Annotated in this window: 23 protein-coding genes; 12 read left to right on the top strand and 11 right to left on the bottom strand. The window is 58.1% G+C overall.

The genetic code is table 11. The features are described 5' to 3' along the window. From ACQUWM_RS14140 to ACQUWM_RS14100, 9 genes are all read left to right on the top strand, one after another. On the top strand, positions 1-1,200 hold the full coding sequence (locus tag ACQUWM_RS14140) for an AAA family ATPase (protein ID WP_428922590.1): 1,200 nt from the start codon (positions 1-3) through the stop codon (positions 1,198-1,200). A gap of 12 nt (positions 1,201-1,212) precedes the next feature. Beyond that, the gene (locus tag ACQUWM_RS14135; RefSeq protein ID WP_428922589.1) at positions 1,213-2,418 is read left to right on the top strand and encodes a CpaF family protein; all 1,206 of its coding nucleotides are present in this window, start codon (positions 1,213-1,215) and stop codon (positions 2,416-2,418) included. Continuing rightward, complete coding sequence (locus tag ACQUWM_RS14130; RefSeq protein ID WP_428922588.1) at positions 2,415-3,332, top strand: type II secretion system F family protein; 918 nt, start codon at positions 2,415-2,417, stop codon at positions 3,330-3,332. The genes ACQUWM_RS14135 and ACQUWM_RS14130 overlap by 4 nt, the downstream gene beginning before the upstream one ends. Then, on the top strand, positions 3,325-4,200 hold the full coding sequence (locus tag ACQUWM_RS14125; RefSeq protein WP_407001528.1) for a type II secretion system F family protein: 876 nt from the start codon (positions 3,325-3,327) through the stop codon (positions 4,198-4,200). Before ACQUWM_RS14130 ends, ACQUWM_RS14125 begins: the two co-directional genes overlap by 8 nt. Before the next feature lie 48 nt (positions 4,201-4,248). Further along, positions 4,249-4,941, top strand: coding sequence for a tetratricopeptide repeat protein (locus tag ACQUWM_RS14120; RefSeq protein ID WP_428922587.1), 693 nt, complete (start codon positions 4,249-4,251; stop codon positions 4,939-4,941). After that, complete coding sequence (locus tag ACQUWM_RS14115; protein WP_407001526.1) at positions 4,938-5,207, top strand: hypothetical protein; 270 nt, start codon at positions 4,938-4,940, stop codon at positions 5,205-5,207. The genes ACQUWM_RS14120 and ACQUWM_RS14115 overlap by 4 nt, the downstream gene beginning before the upstream one ends. Then, positions 5,194-7,023, top strand: a complete 1,830-nt coding sequence (locus ACQUWM_RS14110) for a hypothetical protein (RefSeq protein ID WP_428922586.1) — start codon at positions 5,194-5,196, stop codon at positions 7,021-7,023. The genes ACQUWM_RS14115 and ACQUWM_RS14110 overlap by 14 nt, the downstream gene beginning before the upstream one ends. Continuing rightward, on the top strand, positions 7,023-9,140 hold the full coding sequence (locus ACQUWM_RS14105) for a diguanylate cyclase (RefSeq protein WP_428922585.1): 2,118 nt from the start codon (positions 7,023-7,025) through the stop codon (positions 9,138-9,140). The genes ACQUWM_RS14110 and ACQUWM_RS14105 overlap by 1 nt, the downstream gene beginning before the upstream one ends. 74 nt (positions 9,141-9,214) lie before the next feature. Next, a complete protein-coding gene (locus ACQUWM_RS14100; RefSeq protein ID WP_407001523.1) occupies positions 9,215-10,327 on the top strand; it encodes an S-(hydroxymethyl)glutathione dehydrogenase/class III alcohol dehydrogenase in 1,113 nt (370 codons plus the stop codon). An 82-nt stretch (positions 10,328-10,409) separates the two neighbouring features. On the opposite strand, the gene ACQUWM_RS14095 is transcribed toward ACQUWM_RS14100, so the two are convergent. The 7 genes from ACQUWM_RS14095 to ACQUWM_RS14065 form a co-directional block, all read right to left on the bottom strand. Next, positions 10,410-12,629, bottom strand: coding sequence for an Ig-like domain-containing protein (locus ACQUWM_RS14095; RefSeq protein ID WP_428922584.1), 2,220 nt, complete (start codon positions 12,627-12,629; stop codon positions 10,410-10,412). 11 nt (positions 12,630-12,640) lie between these two features. Continuing rightward, positions 12,641-13,732 carry an OmpA family protein gene (locus tag ACQUWM_RS14090; protein WP_428922583.1) on the bottom strand — a complete coding sequence of 364 codons (1,092 nt, stop codon included), beginning with the start codon at positions 13,730-13,732 and terminating at the stop codon, positions 12,641-12,643. A gap of 321 nt (positions 13,733-14,053) precedes the next feature. Continuing rightward, on the bottom strand, positions 14,054-15,100 hold the full coding sequence (locus ACQUWM_RS14085; RefSeq protein ID WP_428922582.1) for a peptidoglycan -binding protein: 1,047 nt from the start codon (positions 15,098-15,100) through the stop codon (positions 14,054-14,056). Positions 15,101-15,106: 6 nt separating this feature from the next. Further along, on the bottom strand, positions 15,107-15,838 hold the full coding sequence (locus ACQUWM_RS14080) for a flagellar motor protein MotA (RefSeq protein WP_407001519.1): 732 nt from the start codon (positions 15,836-15,838) through the stop codon (positions 15,107-15,109). A 129-nt stretch (positions 15,839-15,967) separates the two neighbouring features. Then, positions 15,968-16,864: a DMT family transporter gene (locus ACQUWM_RS14075; protein WP_428922581.1), complete on the bottom strand. Its 897-nt coding sequence runs from the start codon at positions 16,862-16,864 to the stop codon at positions 15,968-15,970. 56 nt (positions 16,865-16,920) lie between these two features. Further along, positions 16,921-17,757 (bottom strand): S-formylglutathione hydrolase, encoded by an 837-nt coding sequence (gene fghA, locus ACQUWM_RS14070; protein ID WP_407001517.1) that lies wholly within the window; start codon positions 17,755-17,757, stop codon positions 16,921-16,923. Positions 17,758-17,809: 52 nt separating this feature from the next. After that, positions 17,810-18,928 carry an S-(hydroxymethyl)glutathione dehydrogenase/class III alcohol dehydrogenase gene (locus tag ACQUWM_RS14065; protein ID WP_428922630.1) on the bottom strand — a complete coding sequence of 373 codons (1,119 nt, stop codon included), beginning with the start codon at positions 18,926-18,928 and terminating at the stop codon, positions 17,810-17,812. A 164-nt stretch (positions 18,929-19,092) separates the two neighbouring features. Here ACQUWM_RS14065 and ACQUWM_RS14060 point away from each other — a divergent pair, with 164 nt between their 5' ends. Beyond that, on the top strand, positions 19,093-19,977 hold the full coding sequence (locus ACQUWM_RS14060) for a LysR substrate-binding domain-containing protein (protein WP_407001516.1): 885 nt from the start codon (positions 19,093-19,095) through the stop codon (positions 19,975-19,977). A 51-nt stretch (positions 19,978-20,028) separates the two neighbouring features. Beyond that, positions 20,029-20,481: an acyl-CoA thioesterase gene (locus ACQUWM_RS14055; protein ID WP_407001515.1), complete on the top strand. Its 453-nt coding sequence runs from the start codon at positions 20,029-20,031 to the stop codon at positions 20,479-20,481. Positions 20,482-20,499: 18 nt separating this feature from the next. Here the strand turns inward: ACQUWM_RS14055 and ACQUWM_RS14050 are convergent, their stop codons facing one another. After that, the gene (locus ACQUWM_RS14050) at positions 20,500-21,183 is read right to left on the bottom strand and encodes a type 1 glutamine amidotransferase domain-containing protein (RefSeq protein WP_428922580.1); all 684 of its coding nucleotides are present in this window, start codon (positions 21,181-21,183) and stop codon (positions 20,500-20,502) included. A 124-nt stretch (positions 21,184-21,307) separates the two neighbouring features. On the opposite strand from ACQUWM_RS14050, the gene ACQUWM_RS14045 reads away from it, so the two are divergent. Beyond that, on the top strand, positions 21,308-22,690 hold the full coding sequence (locus ACQUWM_RS14045) for a ribonuclease J (protein WP_428922579.1): 1,383 nt from the start codon (positions 21,308-21,310) through the stop codon (positions 22,688-22,690). Here ACQUWM_RS14045 and ACQUWM_RS14040 read toward each other — a convergent pair. From ACQUWM_RS14040 to ACQUWM_RS14030, 3 genes are read right to left on the bottom strand one after another with little or no spacing between them, the layout of a single operon-like run. Next, positions 22,599-23,417 (bottom strand): metal ABC transporter permease, encoded by an 819-nt coding sequence (locus ACQUWM_RS14040; protein WP_428922578.1) that lies wholly within the window; start codon positions 23,415-23,417, stop codon positions 22,599-22,601. The two genes, ACQUWM_RS14045 and ACQUWM_RS14040, sit on opposite strands and share 92 nt — an antisense overlap. Further along, positions 23,410-24,333, bottom strand: coding sequence for a metal ABC transporter solute-binding protein, Zn/Mn family (locus ACQUWM_RS14035; RefSeq protein WP_428922577.1), 924 nt, complete (start codon positions 24,331-24,333; stop codon positions 23,410-23,412). Before ACQUWM_RS14035 ends, ACQUWM_RS14040 begins: the two co-directional genes overlap by 8 nt. After that, the gene (locus ACQUWM_RS14030; protein ID WP_428922576.1) at positions 24,323-25,441 is read right to left on the bottom strand and encodes a hypothetical protein; all 1,119 of its coding nucleotides are present in this window, start codon (positions 25,439-25,441) and stop codon (positions 24,323-24,325) included. The genes ACQUWM_RS14035 and ACQUWM_RS14030 overlap by 11 nt, the downstream gene beginning before the upstream one ends. Positions 25,442-25,506: the final 65 nt, after the last annotated feature.

Here is a 25,506-nt window from a genome sequence, read left to right as displayed (position 1 = left end):
ATGAACAGAGACGACATTCTGGTTTGCGTGGCGGATGACATTGGCATACGGACCTGGCTGGAGCGAACGCTGGATGGCATGTGGCCGGTGGAGTTCGTTGCATCATCAGACCTTTCCCGCGTCAGCCGGCTGGTTGAGGCCACCGGCAGTCGCTTCGTTATGGTGGCGGCGGATGAAAACGACGCGGAAAAAGCCCTGAGGATCATCAGTGCCCTCACCAAATCCCGCGAGGATCTGGCGGTGGTATCACTGACCCGTCGGGTGAGCCAGGATTTCCTGCTGCGGAGCATGCGTGCCGGCGCCAGGGACTGCTTTATCGCCAGTAGCGATGGCGAGGAAATCCGTACCCGGATCCAGCAGTTTCTGAAGGCCACGCCCGGGCCGGCGACGGCCGGTTCCCGGCCTGCCGCCGGTGGCCGGCACAAGATTACCCTGGTGACCAGTTCCAGTCCGGTGGTGGATACGCGTTTTTTTGCGCAGAACCTGGCCTTCACCACCAATAAGCTGTTTCCGGAGGCGCGTATCCTGGCACTTGATACGTCGGCAACGGATCGGCATGCCTTCTACCTGGACAGCAATAACCGGGTCACCCTGGAAAGCCTGTTACAGAACCCGGAATCACTCGATCAGGCAATGATCGAAACCGCCCTGGAGGAATACGCTCCGAACCTGCGGTTGCTGGCGGGTAAGCTGTCGCCCGAAGCCCTCAGTGATGATCGCAACGCGGATCTGTTTATCGCAGTCAGCCAGTTGATGAGCATGTTCGACTACATCGTCGTCAATGTGGATCCCGTGGTTGCTGATTTCTGGGTGAGTGCGGTGGGCCTCCATGCCAAGGACCTGGTGATGGTGATTCAGCCGATTGTCGAGCATGCTCATGAGGCGCGTCGGCAACTGGATAGCTGGCGTGAACATCTGACTCGGGACTGTCGCAAATCCCTGGTGCTGGATTGTTATGAAAAGAAAGGTTCCCCTGCGCTGGGCGAGCTTGAACGGGCGGTTGGCATTGAATACATGGGCAACCTGCCGCTGGACTGGACCAGCAGGTTGATGTCCATCAATGCTGGCCTACCGCTGCATAAACTGCCGCAGAGAAGCTCGTATCAGAAGCAGTTGGAAAGCATCCTGAAGCGATACGCGGCTGGAGAGAACAGGGAAGGCCAGCATGATGTGAGACGCAAGCTGTTACGGGTTGGTTAAGGAGAAAGTCGAGTGGCTACCCGAATTGATCAGGAATACCAGGACCTGAAGAAGCGCGTTCACTATTTTCTCGTGGAGCGACTGGACGAAGAAGGCGTGGAGGTTGGTAAGTCCGGACGTGAAACCCTCTATGCCTTTGTTCAGGACAACGTGCAAAGCTTCGTGTCCCAGCATCGGATGCCATTGTCCGCGCAGGATCTGTCGCTGCTGGCCCGGGAAACTTTCGATGAAGTGGCCGGTTTTGGTCCCCTGGAACCGTTGCTTGCGGATGAAAGCGTGAACGACATATTGGTGAACGGGCCGGAAGACGTGTTTATTGAAGTGTCAGGTGTACTGCAACGGGCACAGACCCGCTTTATCGATGACGACCATGTAACCCGTGTCATCCGCCGTATCCTGGCTCCCCTGGGGCGTCGCCTGGACGAGTCCAGCCCAATGGTGGATGCCCGCCTGCCGGACGGTTCCCGGGTTAATGCCATCATCCCCCCGATTGCGCTGGACGGTCCGTCCATCAGCATCCGGAAGTTCACCCAGAAGCATCTGACGGCCCAGGACCTGGTAAACAGCGGGTCGATGACTTCCGAGAGCCTGGAAATCCTGATGTCGCTGGTGGAAACCCGACGCAATATCCTGATCAGCGGCGGTACAGGTACCGGCAAAACGACCATTCTCAACCTGCTGAGCCAGTATATCCCCAGGGATGAAAGGGTGGTCACCATTGAGGACTCGGCGGAACTGCAGCTTAATCACCCCCACATAGTTCGTCTGGAAACCCGCCCGGCCAATACCGAGGGGTCAGGCAAGATTACGGCGCGGGACCTGGTCATCAACGCACTACGGATGCGGCCGGACCGGATTATTCTCGGCGAGGTCCGGTCCGGTGAAATCATCGAGTTGTTACAGGCCATGAATACGGGCCATGAAGGCTCCATGAGTACCATTCATTCCAACACTGCCAGGGATGCGCTGGTGCGAATTGAAACCCTGTTGGCGGTGAACGGGTACGATGCCGGTGAGCGGGCCATTGGCCGTTTGATCGGCTCGTCACTGGATGTCATCGTCCAGCTTTCCCGGCTACCCAACGGCCGCCGGTTTGTCAGCGAAGTGGTTGCAATGAAAGCCACGCCGGATGATCCCTACAAAATGGAAACCCTGTACCGCGCAGAGCGGGAGGGCGGTGATCAGATGGCGCCACTGACCGGGGAGGCACCGAGGTGAGTAGCCAGATCTGGTTTGTCGGCGCCCTGCTTGTAGGCTTGCTGGCCACGGTGCTGGTGATAGTGCAGTTGGTCTGGGGATATCTGCGGAACCATCACCAGATCATTCAGGCGATCAGAACCCGGTTGACCGCTGCGAGTGAAAGTTCCGGACTGGGCGGCGCCAGGGTAGATCTCGGACCGCTGGAAAAATTGCTGGTGCAGGCGGATATCGGCTGGAGTATGCGGCGTCTGGTGACGATAACGGCAGTGTTGCTGCTTGCGCTGGCTTTTATTGCCGTGTCCCGGGGTGTGGTGGTTCTACTGGTTGTGCTGTTCTTTGTTGTTACCGCGCTTGGTGTCTGGTGGCGCATGCGTTTCCAGAAACAGCGCCAGATCATTCATGAACAGCTTCCGGGCGTTGTGGAAGCCGTATTGAGAAACATTGACGCCGGCCGTTCCCTTGAGCACTCCCTGATTTCGGCGTTTGACGAGTCGTCACCCGTCTTTACCCCCCTGGTTTTCCGGCTACGTAACGCTGTGGAGGCGGGCCGCGAATATACCCGCCTGTTTGAAGATTTCGCGGAGCTCTACAAGGTGCCCTCCATGGTTCTGGTGGCGATTGCCCTGCGTACGACATCACGCTTCGGCTCGTCGATTAGGCCTGTGCTGGAGCAAGTATCCGCGTCGTTAAGGTCACAACAGGCGTTGCGGCAGGAGTTCATGGCAGCTACAGCGGAAACACGCTTTACCGCGATTTCATTTGCCATCATCCCCCCGGCGCTTGCGGTCTTCATGGTGTTGATTAACCAGGAATACTCGGACGCGTTGCTGCATACCTCGACCGGTCATTCGTTGCTGTTAACAGCCGGGATTCTCCAGGTGATTGGCATGCTGGTCATGTGGCGAATGATTCAGGGGGTTGGTCGTGGTTGATACCTGGTTTCTCCTGGCAGCTGCTGCAGCACTTTTTGCACTGTGGATGGCCGGCTATATGGCTCCGCGCTGGGCCGTCAGGTCTAGAATTCATGAGCGTCTCAGAAACAGAGGTGTCGGCGTTAACGCTGATGACGATATCTCCGGCTTTCTCGCGGAGTTCGGTGAAAGCTTCACCAGTCTGTCGGCAATACAGGGCGATTACGAGGATATGGAAGCTGCTCTTGAGACTACAGGGCGCAGCCGTCAGCAGAGCCAGGCCACTTACCTGACATTATGCTGGCTTTTCCCTCTGGTAGTCATCGTGCTCGGCATTATTGTCGCGGGACCTATTGCCGGTGTGGTCGTCGCCGCTGTGGGGTTTCTCCTGCCCCGCCGCATTATTCGGACGATGGGGGCCAACGCAGAGAAAAAACAGAACCTTGAGGCCATCGAGCTGTGTCATATGACGCGAATGCTGATGGAAGCCGGGCTTTCCATTGAGCGTGCACTGAGGCTCATTGCGGTTCAGGCAAGGCCGATTATGCCTCATCTGGCGAGTCGCCTTGATCGGTTCAACAGGGTGATGGAAAGCGGCGCTGACAGAACTGCCGCGCTGGATGAATTGGGTAGAAACCGTCGAATACTGGTGCTTCGGAGTTACGTAAACCTGATGAAGCAGAGTGGTACATTGGGAGCGGGTGTCACGTCGAGCCTTGAACGTATCATTAAAGAGGCCCAGCAAACGGAACGTAACCGCATAAGCGAGGAAACCAATAAGGTTGGTGCAAAGATGACCATAGTGATGATGGCATTCATGTTGCCCGGCTTATTCCTTTTGATTGGCGGCCCGGCTGTGATGTCGATAGTCGATACGTTAAGCCGTTGAAAGCTTTCCGGATCGACAAACGAATAAAAAACCCTGTCAGGAGACATTATGGGAACACTTAAAAACACCGGCAGTCGGGGAGCGATGCTGCTGGCTATGACACTGGGCGTCACCGGTTGCGCAACGATGGGAACCGGCAGCAGTCAGGGTGTGGACTCACTACCTCAGGTGAGCTGCACCACCACGTTGCAGCCTGAGCATCAGTTGCAGTTGGACGCGGTGGATTCCCTGATGTCCCGGTCACAGCCCTATGCGGCCCTGGCCAAGCTGGAAAGTGAGGGGCTTGAAACTGAACAGCACTGGGTAAGGCGGGGACAGCTTCTGGCTTCAACCGAACAGGTTGCCCAGGCAGAGGACATTTTTCAGGCGCTGGCGACCGACTGCGATTCCGCCATGGGGCATCACGGATTGGGGTTGGTGTACCTGAAACAGGGAAAACTGAGCCAGGGCGTCGGTGAACTCAGAAAGGCCAGGGAGTTGGCGCCGTCATCATCCGATGTGCGCAATGATTATGGTTACGGCCTGCTACTGACAGGTGGCTACCAGGAAGCTGTGTTCGAATTGCGGACGGCCTTTGAGCTTGCCGATGGCGAGGGTGCTGTGCGCCAGAATCTCGCGGCGAGTTACGTTATTACCGATGACAGTTCCGGCCTCGCCATGCTGCGGAATCAGTACGATTTGTCCATGGATGAAATCGCCCATGCCGAAAAACTGGCTGCCAGGTTACAGAGGTTAAGATGAGTAGAGTCCTGTTGATGTGTCTCATGTTGTTGTCCGTATCCGCGATTGCTCAGGAACGACCGGAGTATGGGCTGTCCAATTCCGTGATTGTGGCGGAGAAAACACCGGAAGTGCGCGAGAAACTGGACCGGCAGGCAAAATCGGGCGCACCGGAAGAAAGTGAACTTTCCGTCCAGGCTTATGTGGACAGTCAGGAGAGGATCGCAGAGACCTTCCGGCGAGCTATTCCCGACAAAATGGCGGAGGCATCCCGTGGGGAGGAATAAAAACCTCCGTAGCCAGCGCGGAGCGTTGATTTTTCTCGCGCCGTTGGCTGTTTCCGCCATCGTTCTGATTATGGTGCTGGCGGTTGATAGTGCCCGCCTTCTGGCCCTGAACTCGGAAATGCAGAATCAGGTAAACGCCGCCGCCAGCGCCGCTGCCGACGGCGCCCAGGCTTGTGGCGGTGCGGATATAGCGATGTCTACCATGACGGCCAGGGCTCTGGCCGCGGCCCAGGCTGCCGGCTACGACGGGGATGGCGGGGCCCTGGAGGTATTGCCCGGTCTGTTGGAATCCTCGGAGGAAAATACCGATTTGGTGTTTCGTAGTGTTCCGGAGTCCGCCCTCAATCGCAGTAACGGTGTTCGGGTATCGATGACCCGTGAAGAGCCTATTTCAAGGCTTATTCCTGTAGGCTCCATTACCCTTGAGACCTCCGCCGCCGTGCGCAAGGAAGTGAACGCCACAATCAGCGCGGCCGGCTCCGCTGCTGATGTCGAGGGTGGTCTATTAGGCGATCTGGTGGGTGCTGTTCTGGGCGATCCTTCCTACAGCCTCAGTCCAACCCAGCTGGACAGTCTTGAAAATACCCTGGTTAATGTTGGTGACCTGCTGGAGCGGATGGGGGTTGCCAGTGTGGCGGATCTGGTCGACGAACCTCTCGTTGATCTGTTGACGGAAGTGACGGGGCTTGTGGGTGGGGCTGCGCAACCCATTGGCGGCCTGGTGGATGATCTGACCGGTGCGACCGGTATCAGCGGCCTCTATGTGAGCGATGTGCTTGAGGTGGTCGAGGGTGCGAATGTACCGGCGAATGCCAGTTTTCCGGTGTACGACCTGGTGATCAGTACCGTTATGAACAGCGCCCGGGTTTTGAGCGATTCCGGGTCGCTCCTGACTCTGAATCTGCAGACGTCGGAGTCCACACTTTTGCAGAGCCTGACCAGCTCTATCGGTGAACTGGCTGACCTGGATGTCGCGCTGGGGTTGCACGTAGCGGAACCACCGAAGATCGTGTATGGCCCGGCGCGGCAGGATTCCGATGGAGAATGGGTAACTCAGTTCCAATCCGCGGATATAAGGCTTGAAGCCGTTATCTCGGCCGGGCTGAGCGACAGCACCATTAACAGCCTGATATCAACCCTGTCTCTTGGTTTGATAGATCTCAATCTCCTTGAGGATATCGACATCCCACTGGCTGTTCAGGCTGGCGGCGGTCGTGGCAGCTTTGTGTCCGGCGATTGCGCCCGTGGCGGCAATGATAATGACGTTTCCCTGGGCTTTGATCTGGTGGATACCGCTGTTGAAATAGAGACAGGCCGGATTGATCCCGGCACTGGCACGGTGATTCCGGGGGATGTTCACGCTGAGATCCTGGAGCTCACGATAAATACCATTCTATTGGGAACCTATACCGAGCAACTGTGTGTAGATGCCGGTCTGGCCGTTGACCTGTACGGTGAGACGACCCTGCCATCGGTCATTCACAACTACCCACTTGAGTGCGCGGATGGTGATTGCGCCAGAAAGAGCCTGGCTTCGGGAAATTCGGCAGATGATTTTGATGCGAATGTGGATATTACGTCGCTGGATCTTACGTGCGGGACAAGCGGCTTGGGTGCGGGTATTTTGAGTGTGGCCAACGCGTTGGTAACACCGATTACTATCCTGCTGGAAGACGTTGCCAGTGACGTGGTTCAAGGCGTGGTGGCTCCCCTGCTGGCAGCACTCGGCGTGAATCCGGGCAATATGTCGGTCACTGTCGTGAATGCTAACCAAAACACAACACAACTCATTGAAAATGTGTCTATAGTGAATTAGTGAATCCAGTTTCAGGCATGGACGGCGACTACGTGGACTCAGCAGTATCGGATTACTGGGCATTATTTTCAGAGAACGCTCTGGCCGTTGCTCTTCCATTTTTGACGGCCGTATTGGCGGCGTTGTTGGTGCTCTCTGTTTTGAGATATCAACGCCTGAATCGCCGGGTGCAGGGACTCAGTCTTGAAATGGGCTCTGCCAGCCGGTCCCTGCGCAATGCAGACCGGGATCTCCGCACGCTGTTCGACCAGTCCGCCATCGCGGTGATGCTGCTGGACCGTTCGAACAAGTCGGTACTGTACGCCAATGAAACCGCCATGACGGCCTTTGGCGCGAGGACCGAAGAACAGCTAACCGCCAGCGTGATGCAAAAGCCGGACGCATGGTCAGCCGCTCCGTTTAGTTTGCTGGACTTTGAAGAAATCATCTACAAGACCGGGCGCTCCGGTTTACAGAAATTCGAGTGGTATTTTGAGCCCGTCGGCCGCCGTCCGGTCTGGCTCGACAGCTCACTTTCCATCATTTCCTACAAGGGCGGGCAGGCGCTGATGTTTACTGGCGTGAACATTACCGACCGCAAACACGCCGAAAAAGCCGATCGCTATCGCCACAAGGCCATGACATCCATGGCTAACGATAATGGCTTGCACGCGACACTCGATCACCTTGCTGCAATGGCGGAATCCCGGATGGCCGGCGCGCGCTGTGGCGTCATGGTGCACAATGTAGAAGGCGCCCGCCTGCGATGGGTCGGCGGGCGGTCTATTCCGGAAGCGTTTCGTGAAACACTGGATGGCGTGCCCGTGGCCTTTGGCGCGGCCAGCTGCGGGACAGCCGTGTTTATCCGCGGGCGGGTGGTAACGCGGGATGTGCGCTCCGATGACCGCTGGGATCGTTATCGTGACGATGCCGAGCTGGCAGGGTTGCGGGCTTGCTGGTCCGAACCGGTCCTCGGTAGCAGCGGGGAATTACTGGGCACCTTTGATGTGTATCACGATGAGCCCTGGACGCCAGGAGATGATGACATTGATGCCCTGACCGACCCCATCGCCATTGCCAGTCTGGCCATCGAGCGCCATCAGGCGAAGGGTCAGCTGGAACAAATGGTGCTTTCAGAGCAGATGGTCCGTCGTATCAGCACGGATTTGTTAACTCTCGATCCCGAGGAGACCGACGAGGGACTCACCAGCACCTGCCGGGCCCTGGGTGGTTTCTACCGCGCGGATCGGGTGTTCCTGTGTCAGCTGGAGGAAGCCAGTCAGCAGGTGTGGATCAGTCACGAGTGGGCTGGTGAGGGCTTTAATGCACTGTGCCAGCACACTGCCAGAAAATATCCGGTTATCACCGCGGCCCTGGCCAAGGTTTTTGCGGGTAAGGCGAGCGTGATTTTCTCGACGGAACGTGACATTCCCCCGCAACTGGAGTTCCTGCAGGACTTGCTGGCATTGAGAAGCAACCAATCGGTTCTGCTGGCCATGGTGCATCGGGGTGACAGGATGTCGGGTATCCTGGGCATTCAGATGACCGCCCCGGTTAATCCGTGGACGCCCCAGAGGTCGCAGACCGCAGAGCTGATGGCCAACCTGTTTGGCAGTGCGCTGAACCGTAATCAGCTGCTGCATTCACTGACTTACCAGGCCGTGCATGACCAGTTGACCGGTCTCTACAACCGCCACAAGATTGAAAGTTTCATGGATCAGGAAGTGGCGCGTTGCACCCGGTACGGCAGCACCTTTTCGCTCATCATTTTTGATCTGGACCATTTCAAGTCGATTAACGATCGCTTCGGCCATAATGAGGGGGACGCGGTGTTGTCCAGCGTATCTTCCCTGGTCAGCAACGGCATTCGTGAGTCGGAAATTGCCGGTCGCTGGGGTGGTGAGGAATTCCTGATCATCCTGCCGGAGACTTCCCTGGACAGCGCCGTTCCGGTCGCTGATCGCTTGAGGAGCAGCATTGAAAGCCACCGTTTCTCGATTCCGGAACCCGTCACTATCAGTGTGGGCGTTGCCGCGTTTCGCCCTGGCGATACGCCCCATGAACTCATTCAGCGTGCAGACGCGGCGTTGTACAGCGCGAAGGAATCCGGACGGAATTGCGTGAAACAGTCCTTTTAGTGGATACGGTCATCTACAATGAGGTAACAGCGTAAAACGCTGAACCTGCCAACGTATCCGAAAGGAGCCTGAAAGTGATTAAATCCCGTGCTGCGGTGGCGTTTGCCCCCAACAAACCGCTGGAAATTGTGGAAGTGGACGTTGCACCGCCCAAGAAAGGGGAGGTGCTGGTACGCATTGTCGCCACCGGCGTGTGCCATACCGATGCCTACACGCTGTCCGGCGCCGACTCCGAAGGCAACTTCCCGGCCATCCTTGGGCATGAAGGCGGCGGCATCGTTGAGGCCGTCGGCGAAGGCGTCACCTCCGTGGAAGTGGGGGACCATGTGATTCCCCTTTACACTGCCGAATGCGGCAAGTGTAAATTTTGCACTTCCGGAAAGACCAACCTGTGTGGTTCCGTGCGTGAAACCCAGGGCAAGGGAGTGATGCCGGACGGCACCTCCCGCTTCTCCTACAAGGGCGAGCCGATCTACCACTATATGGGTTGCTCCACCTTCTCTGAATACACCGTGTTGCCGGAAGTCTCCCTGGCAAAGATCCCGAAAGACGCACCGCTGGATAAGGTCTGCCTGCTGGGCTGTGGCGTCACTACCGGTATAGGTGCGGTGCTGAACACGGCGAAGGTGGAAGAGGGCGCGACGGTGGCCATCTTCGGCCTCGGCGGGATCGGCCTGGCCGCCATTATCGGCGCGACCATGGCCAAGGCAAGCCGTATCATCGCCATCGACATCAACCCGGGCAAGTTCGATATTGCCAGGCAACTGGGCGCCACCGATGTGGTGAACCCCAATGACTACGACAAGCCAATCCAGGAAGTCATCGTTGAAATGACGGACGGCGGTGTGGATTACTCCTTCGAGTGCATCGGCAACGTGAACGTGATGCGCTCAGCCCTGGAGTGCTGCCACAAAGGCTGGGGCGAATCCATCATCATCGGCGTAGCCGGCGCCGGCGAGGAAATCAGTACACGTCCGTTCCAACTAGTGACCGGTCGGGTCTGGAAGGGTTCTGCGTTTGGTGGTGTGAAAGGCCGGACGGAATTGCCGGGTTATGTGGAAAAGGCCGAGAAAGGGGAAATTCCGCTGGATGTGTTTATTACCCACAATATGCCGCTTGAGGATATCAACGAGGCGTTTGAGCTGATGCATGAGGGTAAGAGTATTCGGTCGGTGATTCACTTTTGAGTCGGTAAGCCTGCATCACCTTTAGTTCAGCCATCAAAAAACCCGCCAGTTGGCGGGTTTTTTGTAGGTCAGCTGCCTGGAATTAAAGCCCAAGCAGTCCCAGGAGATCATCCAGTAGCGACGTATCGCTCAGTTGATCCGGATTGAGCAGATCGGTCAGTGGGCCAAGTGGGCTATCGCCGCCCAGATCGCCGCCGTCCAGAAGCGTGGTCAGCTCACCAACCAGCGGCAGTGAATCCACCTCGCCGCCATCGCTCAACTCCAGCAGTTGCCCAGCAAGATCCCCCAACACCGGAATGGATGTCAGTTGGTCGCCGTCGAGCTCTTCAAGGCTGGATGGATCCAGCAACTGGACGAGGTCGCCCAGCACGGGCAGATCATCCAGCCCTGGCGTTTCACCGCCTTCGCCCGGGAAGTCACTGGGCAGCGCGGAGAGGATATCGCCGATCAGTGGCAGGGTCTCTGGATCAAACTCGAAGCCCTCAGGCAGCTCCAGCATTTCAGCCAGCTCCCCCAGACGGGCGGGATCCAGCGGGCTGTCTTCCATGTTCAGCAGATCGCCGATCAGAGGCAGATCCTCGGGGTCGATCGGCATATCGCCTGGCGTACCGCCCGGCTCGGGAACCATTTCCAGCAGCATATCGAACAGGGAGCCGCCGAGGTTGAGAACACCTTTCTCTCCGATGAATGTCTCAGTACCACTCAGGACATCCAGTGAAGCCAGTCCACCCAAATCCACACCCAGCAGGGAGCCCTCAAACAGACCCAGATCGACCAATGCCTTGTCATCATTCAAGTTGAACAGCTCACCGAGCACCGGAATCGCGTTGAATGCATCCAGCACTTCCAGCAGGGCGTCTTCGCCCTGGGCCGGCAGGGGAAGGCTGCTGTCGTCCACCAGTCGGAACTCGACACCGAACCCATCGTTAGCCGGGAAAAGCTGACCTCCAAGAGCCTCCGACAATTCCGGCGGAAGGTTGTTGAAGTCGCCAGAAGCAAAGGTCTCTGCCATGGCCTGAATCAGAGCTGGAATCTGCTCAGGGTTCCCGCCCGTGAAGGCATCGGCCAGGCTCTGGAGCTGGGTTGCATCCAGACCGAGGTCCAGGCCAAGGGCGCAATCTGCTTTTGGATCCGTGGTGCTGATTGATTTCGGATCACAAACAGCGACAAGCGCGGATGAGTAGTCGGTGGGATCTGTGCCTTCCAGGGAAGGAGTTTCACCAGCACTCAAGCCTGTCAGGGCAGTGAGCAGGTCTTCCACCAGCGGAATCTGCAGGATCAGCGCATTATCAACGCTGTTCAGGCCGTCTTCGGATTCACCGAATTCCAGGGCGGACAACAGGGTTCCACCAAGAGTATGCAGGCCATCGACCAGTATCCCGCTGTTAAAACCCTCTCCGGATTGGGCTGTCTGAGGCTCTGCCAGCAAGGTGTTATCGAGCATGACAACCAGGCCGCCCGTGCGGAAGGTATAGGTCGCTTCCGATTCAAGGGTGTTACCCGCAAGATCCGTGATCGTGGTATCGACGGCAATCTCGTAGAACGTCTGGAAGTCCAGGTTGGCGTCGGGGTCAAACTCGATGGAGTTCCCAACCGGGTTAATCACACCCTCGACGTTAGCAACCGGGTTGCCGTTCTCGTCGATCTCCGTGACGGTGAAGTTGTTTGCGTTGACGGACTGGGGGTCGATCTCTTCATCGAATTCAACAAAGATGTTGGTGTCCGTCGGAGCCAGCGTTTCGCCGTCCTCAGGCGACGAGGCTACAGCTGACGGTCCCTGACCGTCCACTTCGCTACCTGTCTTGAATGCGGCAGAGTCGTTTTCGGTCAGGTTCTTGGTCCGATCACCTTCCTGATCACAAAGGGCGCGCAGGTCAGACGTTGCGCTCACCATGTAGTCGGTGTTGGGCTGAAGATTCTGGTTGGGGTTAATCACAACCGCTTTGCCCATCACGCTGTAGGTAGCGGACACCACAGTCGCGTTGCCATTAATTGTCAGCGGCAGTGAGTTCTGGCTGACAGTGGCCGCATCGACATCGGCGTTGAAGGTCACTCGAAGGCTGCGGTTCAGTTCTACGCCCTGCTCGCCATTTTCGGGCACGAACTCGGCGACTTCGAAAGTCGTGCTCTCGGAAGTACAAAAGGTTTCTGAATCGCCGCCGACATTTGAGTCGTTGTTACCGGAAGGCGTGTTTTCCGCGGGAATGCGTGGATCGCTGGGGCCGCCGCTACCGCCACAGCCTGCGATCATCAGGGAAAGGGCCGTGACACCCACCCCCAGTTGATATCGGATATTAGCCATGTTGAGCCTCTTTATTTTTTCATTATTTCAGTGTGTTTGCCGGTGAGGATGGCCTCTACCCGGCGGTTCTGCGCGCGGCCCTCATCAGTCGCGTTGTCCGCGATGGGCTGGGACTCCCCCATGCCCGTAGTTGAGATGCGTTCAGAGCTGATATCGAATTCCTTGACCAATACCTTCATCACCGAGTCGGCACGGCTCTGGGAGAGGTTCTGGTTGTAACGTGCGCTGCCTGTGCTGTCGGTGTGGCCCTCGAGAAGCATCCGGCTGGTGGGATACTGGGTCATCAGATCCGCCAGGCGCCCGATCTCATCGAAATACTCGGGTTTCACGTCAGTGCCATCGAGGTCGAACTCGACGTACAGGGTTTCCTTGATTTCTTTGGTGAGCTCCTTGGCACAACCGTCGGAATCCACCAGTGCGCCTTTCGGGGTGCCAGGGCACAGGTCGCGGGGATCCACAACGCCATCGCCATCAGAATCTGCTGGTGGCGCCACGGGCTCCGGACGTTTGCTTAATGTGTCTTTGGGACGCTCGGGGTAGGAGCGGTTGAAGAGGAACTGGACGCCGGCAAAAGCCTGGCCATCCACGTATCCATCTTCGACTTCGGTGCGGGCTCGTATGCCGGCTTCGAAAACGAAACGCTTCGTCATCATGCGCTGGAAGCCGCCCTCAAGGTAGATGGCGTCCTCGGTCTTGGAGCTGGGCGCGCCGTCCACGTCAATGTCGGTATAGCTGTATCCCAGACCGGCAAACGGCCGCCAGCCGGCGAGTCGGAACTTGCCTGGATGAATCCGGCCCGCGAGTGAGCCTCTCAGAATATCGGTATCGATGTTGGTCGAGCGGGTTTCGGCGTCGCCGTAGGTGAACGCTCCCATCAGGGTGAAGTTGGGCGTGAACTGGTGGCCCAGTGTCAGGCCGTATTCCGGATAGTTGGAGAGGTTGTCGATGTTGGAAGATTTGTCTTTGGAGTTACCGGAATCGACGTAGCCCACTTCGGCGCCGATAAAACTGTAGGAAAGCGGAAAATGTTCAGAGTCGGCGTGTGCCCAACTGGCGGGCAATGCGATGCACCCGGCCAGCAGTAATTTATGGAGTTGAGTCATGTGTGTGATCCTTTTCACGTTTTTGATTCTTTGTTGTCGCCCGGTGATCCGTCGGCGCGTAAGATAGGTATATGGTTGGCGAAATGTTTCAGAATGTTTCTTATTGTTAATGGTTCGGAACATACGGCATTGGTTTGTGCGCGGGCATTGGCCGAAAAGTCGGGTAGGGGCGGCAAATTGACCAGTTTTTGCGCCGTAATTGCCGGATTTTACAGTGATTTACAATTGGGCGGATTGAATCCGTCCAACGTTCAGAAGGCCGCAGTGGCAGACAGGTAGATATAACCTTTTGAGATATCAGGGAAGTGGGTAAGATTGAGGTTAGCGGTCGGTCAACTTGAGCTCAATTCGCCGGTTCTGCTGAAGTGCTTCCGGTGAGGTGCCTTCGGTAACAGGAAAAAATTCGCCGAAGCCGGCTGCGACCATGCGCCGCTCGGGAATGCCCTGTTCGGCCAGGTAGCGAACAACCGCCACCGCCCGGGCAGTGGACAGTTCCCAGTTGGACGGAAACTGCGGCGTGTTGATGGGGATCACGTCGGTGTGGCCGTCGATCCGCAGAATCCAGTCGATGTCTTCCGGTATCCGCTCGACCACATCCAGTAACACCGCCGCCAGTTTATCCAGCTCGCCCTGACCATCCTCGCCCAGTTGCGCCGAGCCGGAGGCAAACAGCAGCTCCGATGGCAGCAGGAAGCGGTCGCCGACCACACGAATATTTTCGTTTTCCTCCAGAATTCTCCGTAACCGGGCAAAAAACTCCGACTGGAATTGCTCCAGTTCATTCACCCGCTCTGCCAGCAGGGTGTTGAGTCGCCGGCTCACATCCTCAAGTTCGGCTTCTTTTTCCGCCGTTTGCTGTTCCTGCAGTTTCAGGGCGGAAGCAATCTGCCTGAGTTGATATTCGAGGGCTGCAATCTGGTTGGACAAACGCAGGATCATGTCCTGCTGGCTGGCGGAGAGTTCGTCTTTCTCGTCCAACGCCTGTTCACGCTCTTCTATCGCCTGGCTCAGGGCGTTCAGCTGTTCTTCCCGGGCCTGTGCCTCGGCTGACTGTTGCATGAGCTGGTTTCGCACGCTTTCAAAACGCATCTGGAGTTCTTCGTTGCGGGTCACGCTCGCCTCCAGCTGGCTCTGGAGCACGGTATTCTTGTCTTTCTCCAGGCCTAGCAGGCGGGAAATATCATTCAGGCGATCGTTCAGCCGCGCCAGTTCCATGTTGCGGTCGGACAGGGTCTGAGACAGGTACAGCTGGCTGACGACGTAAATCAGCAGCATGAAAATGATGAGCATCAGCAGTGCTGACAGGGCATCCACATAACCCGGCCAGACATTGATGGTGCTGCGGGCGCGGCGCTTGGAACCGATCACGAGGCATTACCCGATCTGTTGGCCATGATCTTCCACGGTATCCACGAGGTTGGTGACGCTGGTCAGCCATTCTTCCAGTCCGTCATAGAAACGGTTCTGGGCGTGGCCCGCCTGGATGTCCATAAACCCCAGGATCAGTGATCCACCCAGCCCCAGCAGGGAAGAACTGAACGCAGTGCCCATGCCCTGCAGCGGTGTTTGCAGGCCCGCCTGCAGATCGGCGAACACGACCCCGAAATCGTCCTGGTCCATGTTGAGGTTGGTAATGACATCACCTACCGCGTTGATCGTGCCCAATAGCCCCCAGAATGTGCCCAGCAGCCCGAGAAAAATCAGCAGGCTGATAAAGTAGCGGGTGATCTCCCGCTGCTCGTCCATGCGCGAGTGGATGCCATCAAGCACCGTGCGCAGAGAAAGCGTGGAAAGGGTGAAACGATCACGCTTGTATTCGTCTCCCAGTTGTTTCGCCAGCGGCTTGAGCAGGCGCGGCTCCTGCAGCACCGAAAGCCCGGCGTTGCCGGTACGGAACTGGGCAATCCAGCGCAGCTCGGGGAACAGTATGAAAACCTGCCGATAGGTCAGCGCGATGCCGATGATCAGCACGCAGACGATCAACAGGTTGAAGACCCAGTTGGCCATAAACGCTGTGGTCAGGGGCGCGTGGATGAGCGCGCACACAGCCACCACAACGGCAAGGAATAGTGTCATCCAGAACAACGTGTGTTTGGGGTTGCTCATGTGCACCGCCTGCCTGTTTGGGAGGGTACCAATGAACATAGCACAGGTTGGTGGTTGTTGATGGGTGAGGTGCAACGGGCGGACAAATTGTTGTATGTAGAAGTTGCTTCCAGACGAGTGAGTTGATCGCTACGGGGTGCGGTACTCGCCAGCGGGCTGCACCATCCGGGAGGTTCGTAGGCCAAACCAGGCATTGACGAAGAGCGTCAACAGGATCAAAGAACCGCCCAGCAGGGTCGCCTTTGGTGGTTGCTCACCCAGCCACCACCAAACCCACAGGGTGCCAAGCACGGCTTCAATCAAATAGAACAGGGCAACTTCCGCCGACGGCAGATGACGGGTCGCACTATTGATCAGTACGGTGGCCAATGGCATCTGCAATAGCCCCATCAGGGCCAATACGCCGTAGCTTTGTGTCGTGAGGGCCAGTGGCGTTGCCATCGGCCAGGCAACCAGCGCTGATAAGCCGCCCCCTATGGCAATGAGGGGAACTCTGTCCAGGTTGGGGTGCCGGCGCAAGAGGGTGAGGTTACCCCCGACGGCGGCCGCTGCGAGCACCGCATAGACATCGCCGACCAGGCCGTCGCTGGTCAGCGAACCCGAGAAGACGATCAGCATGCCGGCCATGGCCGAGATGATCGCCAGCCAGGTTCGTATAGCCACAGTCTCATGCAGAAAGCAATGGGTGAAGATGGCAGCAAACAGGGGGGCGGCACTCAGGATGACCACCACATTCGCTACCTTGGTGTTCATGACAGCCAGGACAAACAGGCTGGAGGTGATGCCCAGCAGTATCGCGGAGCACAGTGAGGCGCCAAGATTCCCGCGCAGCGTCGCCAACCGGCGCCCGTCAAGGCACAGCAAGCCGAGCGATAGTCCCATCAGGGCACTTCGCCAGAAGATGATGTTCCACCCATCCGTCGCCGCCAGCCGGACCAGCAAGCTGTCAAAGCTCAGGATCGTGACACCGACGGCCGCCATCGCGAGGCCCCGTTCGTGGCCGTGTAAAGAGAAAGAGAAGGACATTAGAGCCACCATTAACCATTAAATCCGGATACCCGTCATTTGATAATGCGAGCGAATTACCCGAGGTAACGACCATGGAACCGGAGATGTTCCTCGATAAAGCTGGCTATGAAGTAATAGCTGTGGTCATAGCCTTCGCGCCGGTTCAGCTCCAGCGGATAACCGCTATTGGCCGCGGCTGACTCGAGGGTTTCCGGGTGTAGCTGTTCCGCCAGGAAGTTATCCGCGTCCCCCTGGTCGACAAGAGCTGGTAGAAACTGCCGCGCCTCCCGCATTAGCAGACTAGCGTCGTAATCCACCCAGCGAGCGGTGTCCCTGCCCAGGTAAGCGGTAAAGGCTTTCTTGCCCCAGGGGCAGTTGACCGGATTGCAGATCGGGCTGAACGCCGAGACAGACTGGTATCGTTCGGGGTTGCGCAGTGCCAGCACCAGAGCTCCGTGACCGCCCATGGAATGGCCGGCGATTGAGCGTTGGTCAGTGACCGGGAAAACGGACTCAATCAATGCCGGCAATTCATTCAGCACGTAATCGTACATCTGGTAGTGCCGGTTCCAGGGGCTTTCGGTGGCGTTGACATAGAAACCCGCGCCCTGGCCCAGATCGTAACTCTCATCGTCGGCAACACCTTCGCCTCTCGGGCTGGTGTCCGGCGCCACGATGGCCATGCCCAACTCCGCTGCCACGCGCTGGGCACCGGCTTTCTGCATGAAGTTCTCATCGGTACAGGTCAGGCCGGACAGCCAGTAAAGCACCGGTACCTTTTGCCCGTTGGCGACCTGCGGCGGCAGGTAAATCGCGAAGCGCATGGCGCAGCCAAGGCTGTCGGAAGGGTGACTGTACTGCTTGTGCCAGCCACCAAAACTTTTGTTGCTGCTCAGGTTTTCAAGGGTCATTGGACACTCCGTCGACGGGCCGCCTGCCGGGCAGGGCAGGCGGCCATCACAATCACTGGTCGAAATGGATAACGCTGCGAATGCTCTTGCCTTCGTGCATCAGCTCGAAGGCCTCATTGATGTCTTCCAGCCCCATGGTGTGGGTGATGAAATCATTGAGCTTGAACTCACCCTGCAGGTAGCGTTCGACAATGCCCGGCAGCTCGGAGCGGCCCTTGACGCCGCCGAAGGCGGAGCCTTTCCAGACCCGGCCGGTCACAAGTTGGAACGGACGGGTGGAGATTTCCTGGCCGGCGCCGGCGACACCGATGATGACAGACTCGCCCCAGCCCTTGTGGCAACACTCCAGGGCAGAGCGCATCACATCGACGTTACCGATGCATTCGAAGGAATAGTCCACGCCGCCCTCGGTCAGCTCGACGATCACTTCCTGAATCGGCTTGTCGTAGTCTTTCGGGTTGATGCAATCGGTCGCGCCCAGCTGGCGGGCCAGGTCGAACTTGCTCTCATTGATATCGATACCGATGATGCGGCTGGCCTTCGCCATGGTGGCACCGATGATGGCAGACAGGCCAATGCCGCCGAGCCCGAAGATCGCCACGGTTGCGCCTTCTTCCACCTTGGCGGTGTTCATCACCGCGCCCATACCGGTGGTCACGCCACAGCCCAGCAGGCAGACTTCTTCCAGTGGTGCTTCCTTGTTGACCCTGGCCAGGGAGATCTCTGGCAGCACGGTGTATTCGGAGAAGGTGGAGCAGCCCATGTAGTGATGGATGGGTTGGCCGTCCTTATAGAAACGGCTGGTGCCATCGGGCATCAGCCCCTTACCCTGGGTTTCACGGATCTTACCGCACAGGTTGGTCTTGCCAGACAGGCAGAACTTGCACTCGCCACACTCCGGCGTATACAGGGGGATGACGTGGTCCCCGATCTCGACACTGGTGACGCCTTCACCGACCGCTTCCACGATGCCGCCGCCTTCGTGGCCCAGAATCGCCGGGAAGTTGCCTTCCGGATCCTCACCGGAGAGGGTGAACGCATCGGTGTGGCACACGCCAGTGGCGATGACTTTCACCAGAACCTCTCCCGCTTGCGGGGGCATGACATCTACTTCCTCAATTGACAGTGGCTGGCCTGGTCCCCAGGCAATCGCCGCTTTTGATTTGATCATCTCAGTCATAACGCTCTCCGTTGGTCATACGTGGAAGGCGGGAAGCCGCCCGACTCATCCGCCCATTGTATTTACCTCGACTTGATTGATAATGGAGCATTTCGTTAAATCACTTTTACCTGTGTGCAATAATCAAGGCCGAAAGAAACGGCATAGGGCAGGACATGTATCATTGGGAAGGCGTGAACGAGTTCGTCGCGGTGGCAGAAACAGAAAGTTTCACCCGCGCCGCGAAACGACTGGGTGTCTCGACCGCCCAGGTCAGCCGGCAGGTCGCTGCCCTTGAAGCGCGTCTATCCACCCGCCTCTTTTATAGAACGACCCGAAGAGTCTCCGCGACCGAAGCCGGTCAGATCTACTACCAGCATTGCCGGCAGGTGCTCGACGCCCTCGAGCAGGCGGAACGTTCTATCACGAACATGCAGCTGGTACCCCGGGGCAGACTGAGGCTGACGGCACCGGTGACCTACGGAGAGAAGTCGATAGCGCCCCTGGTCAATGACTTTGTATTGCGATACCCGGAACTCGACGTCGAAATGAACCTCACCAACCAGACACTGGACCTGGTGGCCGAAGGATACGATCTTGCGGTGCGGCTCGGTAAGCTCGAGGACTCCAGCCTGATGGCTCGACGCCTGGCCTCCCGCACCCTGTATGTGTGTGCCTCACCTGCTTATCTCTCTGTCCACGGCACACCTCATTCCTTGTCTGAACTGGAGCACCATAACTGCCTTCAGGGCAATCTCGATTACTGGCGCTTTCAGGAAGCGGGCAAACCCCGCAATATCCGGGTAAGCGGCAACGTCCGCTGCGACAGCGGGCGGGCCCTGCTGGATGCCGCGCTCAAGGGCATTGGCATCGTCCAGCTGCCGGATTACTACGTTCAGCCGGCACTGGATTCCGGTGCACTGATACCGCTGCTGACCCATTATCGGGAGGATGATGACGGTATCTGGGCCGTGTATCCCCACAACCGTCACCTGTCGCCAAAGGTGCGAATGTTGCTGGATTATTTCGCAGAGTCGCTCGGCATGGCGGGCAGAAAATGATCGGTTGATGGGGTAGGCTGTGGGTCCACCCATATTTCAGATTGAGTAACGATGACTGAACAGACTGACCAGCCATTCCGCTTCCGTTTCCGCGTCCGCTACGGTGAATGCGATGCCCAGAGTGTCGTCTTCAACGCCCGTTACGCGGACTTTGTGGATATTTCCGTGAACGAATACATCCGTACCCTGTTCGGGGATTACCAGAACCTGCTGGACCAGGATCTCGACATTCAGGTGGTGAGCCTGACGATGAATTACCGGGCTCCGGCGCGGTTTGATGATGTGCTGGAGGCCAGGATCAGGATCGGTCGTCTTGGTAACACTTCGTTTACCCTACACCTGGAGTTTGTCCGCTATGGCGATGAGCAACTGGTTGCCGAGGCCGACATTACCTACGTGTTGATTCAGCCCTCGGAGATGGCAAAGACACCAATACCGGCGCACATCCGGGAAAAGCTGGAGGTGGGAGCCCCCGGCGTATTGATCAGTCACGCCGGGGAATAGAAGACTTCGGGAGGCGGGTCAGCCTTCCTGAAGCGCCTGAACCACGGCTTTGGCCGCGCCTTCGGATGAGGCCGGGTTCTGGCCGGTGATCAGTTTTCCGTCCACCACAATGTGTGGCGCCCAGTCATCGCCTTTGGAATAGGTGGCGGTATTTTCCCTGAGCATGTCTTCCAGCAGGAACGGCACGACGCTGGTCAGGCCAACCGCTTCCTCCTCACTGTTGCTGAAGCCGGTGACTTCGCGACCGCCGACGATGTTCTGCCCGGGCTTCACTTCCACGTTTTTAAAGACCGCCGGTGCGTGGCACACGGCGCCAATGACCTTGTCCTGCTCGTAGGCCGCTTTGATCAGGGCGATGCTTTTCTCATCGTTCACCAGATCCCACAGCGGGCCATGACCACCGGGATAGAAAATGGCATCGAACTGGTTCATGTCCACATCCGCCAGTTTTTTGGTGCTGGCGAGGGACTCTTTGGCGTGGGCGTCTGCCTGGAATCGGCGTGTGGTCTCGGTCAGCGCCTCTTCCGCTTCGCTGTTGGGGTCGACGGGGGGCTGGCCACCTTTGGGTGTGGCTATGGTAATCTGCGCGCCAGCGTCCTTGAAGACGTAGTACGGAGCGGTGAACTCTTCCAGCCAGAAACCGGTTTTGTGACCGGTATCGCCCATCTGGTCGTGGGAAGTCAGAACCATCAGAACGTTCATGGAATGTATCCTTGTAATTGATGGATGAATGGGGCTTCGTGGATCAGTTGACTGCTCTGGGTTAAAACCTTGTGGCCAGCGCCATCAATTTCAACCATCGAGTGCGGATCATGAAGGGGAATACGTGACGCCTGACCACAACGATCTCTGGTTTTTACCGCTCGGCGGTACTGGCGAGATTGGCATGAACCTCAATCTCTATGGTCACGATGGACAGTGGCTGATGGTGGACTGCGGGGTGACCTTTCCCAGGCCCGGGCGAATCGCGGCGGACGGCACCATTCACCATCGCGGCGAGCCGCCGGTGCAAATGGCGGATCCCGGGTTTATTGTCGATCGCCGCGATCAGCTCGCCGGGCTGATCATCACCCACGCCCATGAAGACCACGTAGGGGCGGTTCCCTACCTGTGGCCGCTGCTGCAGTGCCCCATCTACACCAGCCGTTTCACCGCCGAAATACTGCGTCGCAAACTGGCGGAGTTCGATCTGCTGCACCGGGTACCGATCATTGTGGTGGACACCGGAGAGCATAAACAGATCGGCCCGTTCAACGTTCAGTGGCTGGCCCTGACCCACTCCATTCCCGATCCCAACGCCCTGATGATTCGCACCCCGCTGGGTAATATTTTCCACAGCGGGGACTGGAAGCTGGACGACCAGCCGCTGGTGGGTCACGGCTATTCCCGCAAGACTTTTACCGATCTGGCGGATGAGGGGGTGGCCGCCATGGTGTGTGATTCCACCAATGCCACGGTTGCCGGTCACTCGGTTTCGGAGAGTGCGTTGCACAATGGTTTGCTGCAGGCCGTCGGAAGTGCGGAAGGCCGTGTGGTGGTGACCTGTTTTGGCAGCAACATCGCCCGCCTGCACACACTGGCGATGATTGCCCGGGAAACCGGTCGCTACATGGGCTTGCTGGGACGTTCGCTGATCAATATGAGTGGTGCCGCGAAAGCCGCAGGTGTGTGGGACACCTCGGATCAGTTAATTAACGCTTCCCACCTGGGGTATCTGCCCCGCCACGAAGTACTGGCAGTGGCCACGGGCAGTCAGGGCGAACCCCGCACGGCCCTGCGACGGCTTGCCAATGGTAGCCATCCGGACTTCGAGCTGGAAAGCGGCGATACGGTGATCTTCAGCGCCCGCGCCATTCCCGGCAACGAAGAGGCGATTGCCGCCCTGATCGATCGACTTAAAGTCATGGGCGTGACCGTCATCACGGCGGAAGACGCAGCACTCCCCATACATGCTTCCGGGCACCCCGCCCAGGAAGAGCTCGAAGCCATGTACCAGTGGGTCCGACCCGATGTGGCCATACCGGTCCACGGTGAGGCCGAACACATGGAGGCTCACGCCGGTATCGCCAAAGCCTGTGGCGTACCCAGATCCCTGGTGGGCCGCAATGGCGATCTGTTCATGATCCGTCCGGTACCCGGCATTCGCCGCCAGGTCGTTGAAACCGGTCGGCTGGGCTGGGAGAAGCATGATTTGGTGCGGGTTTTCTGAGAACCGCTATAGCAACCAGGCCGCAGGCAACAATTGAAACCACGATGGTCGGCCCGGCGGGCAAGTCGTAGCTCGCGGATAGCAGCAGGCCGATGGTGTATCCGGCAAAGCAGGCAGCGACCGCAGTTGCAGCGGAGCGGGCGCGCATGCGGCCAACCAGCAGCGGTGTGGCAATCAAAGAGGCGAAGACCACGTAGATCCCGGCCTGATCGACACATACGGTGACTGCCAGAGCAAACAGGGGAAGAAACAGCTTTTCCTGGACCTGCCCCCGGAGTATCACACACCAGACAAGCACAAGACCGGCGATGACAGCCAGGGGGATCACGCTTGTGCCAGTTACCCACAACAGGTCACCATTAAAAGCCTCGCTCAGACGCTGGGCGCCGTGAGGATCATCACTGACCATCAGCGTTGCGGTGCAAGCGCCCAGTACGTAGAGCAGGCCGATCATGGCTTCCCGGTGATCCGGTGCGAAGCGGATTACGCCATGTACCAGAAAGACGGCAACCAGTGCAAACGTCAGGGCGGAAACCGGTGCCAGATGCGACCAGTCGCCGGGCAATAACTGCCCGCCGCTGATCGCCCCCAGTGCAGCCCACTGAGCGATGGCCAGATCCGCAAATACCACGTTTCTTTTCAGCACCCGTTGGCCCAGAGGCACAAGGGCTATTGCCATCAGCAGGCCTGCGGTCATCGGCCACAGCAACCAAAGCCAGTCAGCCATCTCTCTCCACCGTATTGCCAGCAGCAAGTTGATGAAGTTCGTTCACCAGGTGAGACAACAGCCTTTCCAGGCTGGTGGCCGGATCTTTCCCGGTTACTGTTCCGGGTAGAACCAGGACAGGCAGGTTGGTTTGTGCGGCAAGCCAGTTCGCCGGACGCTCATCCTGATAAAGGGCAACCACGATTGCGGAGGCGCCAGGTAAGTCCGGGTCCTGTAGCACGGCGTTAAGATGAGACGCACTGGGCGGCAGGCCCGGTTTGGGTTCCAGATCAAAGGCAACCTCAACGCCAAGCCAGCGCAGCAAATAGTCGAACCCGGAGTGCTGGACACCGACTGATATGCCCTCCAGGTCCCTGGCCTTGGCGCGCCATTCGGCCTTGCTCAGGTTCCAGCGCACCTTCCATTGCAGAAGCCGTCTTTGAATATCCACCGCCTGATCCGGAGCAATCGCCGTCAGCCGTTCCGCCAGTGCTTCTGCTATCCGTGGCAGCGCGTCCGGATCGAGATGCACGTGGGGGTTTCCCTCCGGATGCACGTCACCCATGCTGCGATCCACATGCTCGTGGGGCTGATGCAGGGGTACCTGGTCAGCGGTAAAGAAGAGCCCGGAACGCCCTGGCTGTATGTCGCGGTTGGCCGCTTTGCGCAGCAGCGATGGCAGCCAGCCGGCTTCCAGCGATGCACCAGTACAGATCGCGATATCAGCGTTGCGCATGGCGGCAATCAGGCTTGGGCGCGCTTCAATGTAATGCGGGTCCTGATACGCCGAGGTCGCCACGGTGATCCGGGCTTCCGGCACCAGTATGCCGGCGAGATCGGCCCATTCCGGTTCGCAGGCGAAGATGGTCAGCGACGCCTGGGCAGGCAATGACGCCAGCCCAAGCAGAAGTGTCAGAAGTAAGCGCTTAGAAACCATGGGCACCGTGCGCTCCGAAACTCATCACGTATTGCAGCATCACGGCATTGTCGGCTTCCTCGAATCCGTACGCTTCCTGATGGGTATATTGCAGTCGTACCGTTGAAAAGTGTGAGTGGGACCAGGCCAGCATCACGTCCGTCTCTTCCAGTTCCTGGTCGTGGAAGTGATCGCCGTGGGGTTCTTTCAGGTTCACCTCGCCGTAACGAACGCCGGCGGACCACTGGGGCGCAAACTGGTAAACGGCTGACGCGTACCAGCCTTTGTGAACATCATCCGATGTGGCATGTTCGTTCAGGTCGTCGGCGTAAAGGTATTCGCCACTGAGAGTCAGCTGCTGCTGGCGGTTGTTGCCTTCTGGCGCCCATTTCCAGACCAGGTCGGCGATGTAGAGGTTCTCGCCGGTGTAGCCGGCGCCGTGGCTGTGGCCGCCGTGGTCATGGTCATCGTGGCCTTCGTCATGATCATCGCCATGATCTCCATGGATCTGACGATTGTTCAGGTAGGACAGGCCCGCCTGCCAGCTCTGCGAACGGGAAATGTCCCCGCCGAAGTGGGTGTTGACGGTATACACACCGATATCCTCGTCCCCTTCGGACAGCTTGCCGCCGTCAAAGGCTTCGGCGCCGATCTGCCAGTAAAACGGTGTCGGCAGTAACAGATTCAGGCGCAGACCATTGTCGAAGTAGTGACTGCCGAGCAGCGCCCGATAGGCCGCCGGGCGTTCCACAAAATCGTCTTCGTGCAGGTGGCGGCTGTTCAGGTAACCCACCTGGGAGAGGAACCGGCCTCCGCGGACGCTCAGGTTGTAAGGCATACCGGTGGTCTGGAGGAAGGCTTCCTCCAGTTCCAGCTCGGTTTCACCCTCGTGGTCTTCCAGCGCTGCGGTCAGCCGGCCTTCAAACAGGTCGTCGATGGGAGCGGACAGTGACAACTCCGTGTGGCCGAGCCCGAAGCCCTCATCACGATGGGACAGAGCGGTGTGGTTCTGCTTGTAATAGCCGTCCAGGATGACGCTGACATCCGGGTTGAGTTCGTTGGCCTGAATCGCGGTGAACGGCAGGATGGCCAGCGCAACGGCACTGGCATGGTTCTTCAACAGCTTCATAGTATTCCTCTGATTTCTGGAAGGGTTGGTGAATTTGCACCTGAGGATGGTCAGGAACAGGGTTG

Origin of the sequence: Marinobacter sp. DUT-3 (assembly GCF_050379435.1) — a bacterium.
Classification (GTDB): Bacteria; Pseudomonadota; Gammaproteobacteria; order Pseudomonadales; family Oleiphilaceae; genus Marinobacter.
The sequence above is the reverse complement of the archived record's forward strand: the minus strand, read 5'-3'. Positions and strand labels throughout refer to the sequence as shown.

Excerpts from the sequence above, each read along its gene's own strand:
- ACQUWM_RS14140 (WP_428922590.1), top strand. The coding sequence starts at position 1 with ATGAACAGAGACGACATTCTGGTTTGCGTGGCGGATGACATTGGCATA.
- ACQUWM_RS14120 (WP_428922587.1), top strand. The coding sequence starts at position 4,249 with ATGGGAACACTTAAAAACACCGGCAGTCGGGGAGCGATGCTGCTGGCT.
- ACQUWM_RS14115 (WP_407001526.1), top strand. The coding sequence starts at position 4,938 with ATGAGTAGAGTCCTGTTGATGTGTCTCATGTTGTTGTCCGTATCCGCG.
- ACQUWM_RS14095 (WP_428922584.1), bottom strand. The coding sequence starts at position 12,629 with ATGGCTAATATCCGATATCAACTGGGGGTGGGTGTCACGGCCCTTTCC.
- ACQUWM_RS14090 (WP_428922583.1), bottom strand. The coding sequence starts at position 13,732 with ATGACTCAACTCCATAAATTACTGCTGGCCGGGTGCATCGCATTGCCC.
- ACQUWM_RS14080 (WP_407001519.1), bottom strand. The coding sequence starts at position 15,838 with ATGAGCAACCCCAAACACACGTTGTTCTGGATGACACTATTCCTTGCC.
- ACQUWM_RS14075 (WP_428922581.1), bottom strand. The coding sequence starts at position 16,864 with ATGTCCTTCTCTTTCTCTTTACACGGCCACGAACGGGGCCTCGCGATG.
- fghA (WP_407001517.1), bottom strand. The coding sequence starts at position 17,757 with ATGACCCTTGAAAACCTGAGCAGCAACAAAAGTTTTGGTGGCTGGCAC.
- ACQUWM_RS14065 (WP_428922630.1), bottom strand. The coding sequence starts at position 18,928 with ATGATCAAATCAAAAGCGGCGATTGCCTGGGGACCAGGCCAGCCACTG.
- ACQUWM_RS14060 (WP_407001516.1), top strand. The coding sequence starts at position 19,093 with ATGTATCATTGGGAAGGCGTGAACGAGTTCGTCGCGGTGGCAGAAACA.
- ACQUWM_RS14055 (WP_407001515.1), top strand. The coding sequence starts at position 20,029 with ATGACTGAACAGACTGACCAGCCATTCCGCTTCCGTTTCCGCGTCCGC.
- ACQUWM_RS14050 (WP_428922580.1), bottom strand. The coding sequence starts at position 21,183 with ATGAACGTTCTGATGGTTCTGACTTCCCACGACCAGATGGGCGATACC.
- ACQUWM_RS14040 (WP_428922578.1), bottom strand. The coding sequence starts at position 23,417 with ATGGCTGACTGGCTTTGGTTGCTGTGGCCGATGACCGCAGGCCTGCTG.
- ACQUWM_RS14035 (WP_428922577.1), bottom strand. The coding sequence starts at position 24,333 with ATGGTTTCTAAGCGCTTACTTCTGACACTTCTGCTTGGGCTGGCGTCA.
- ACQUWM_RS14030 (WP_428922576.1), bottom strand. The coding sequence starts at position 25,441 with ATGAAGCTGTTGAAGAACCATGCCAGTGCCGTTGCGCTGGCCATCCTG.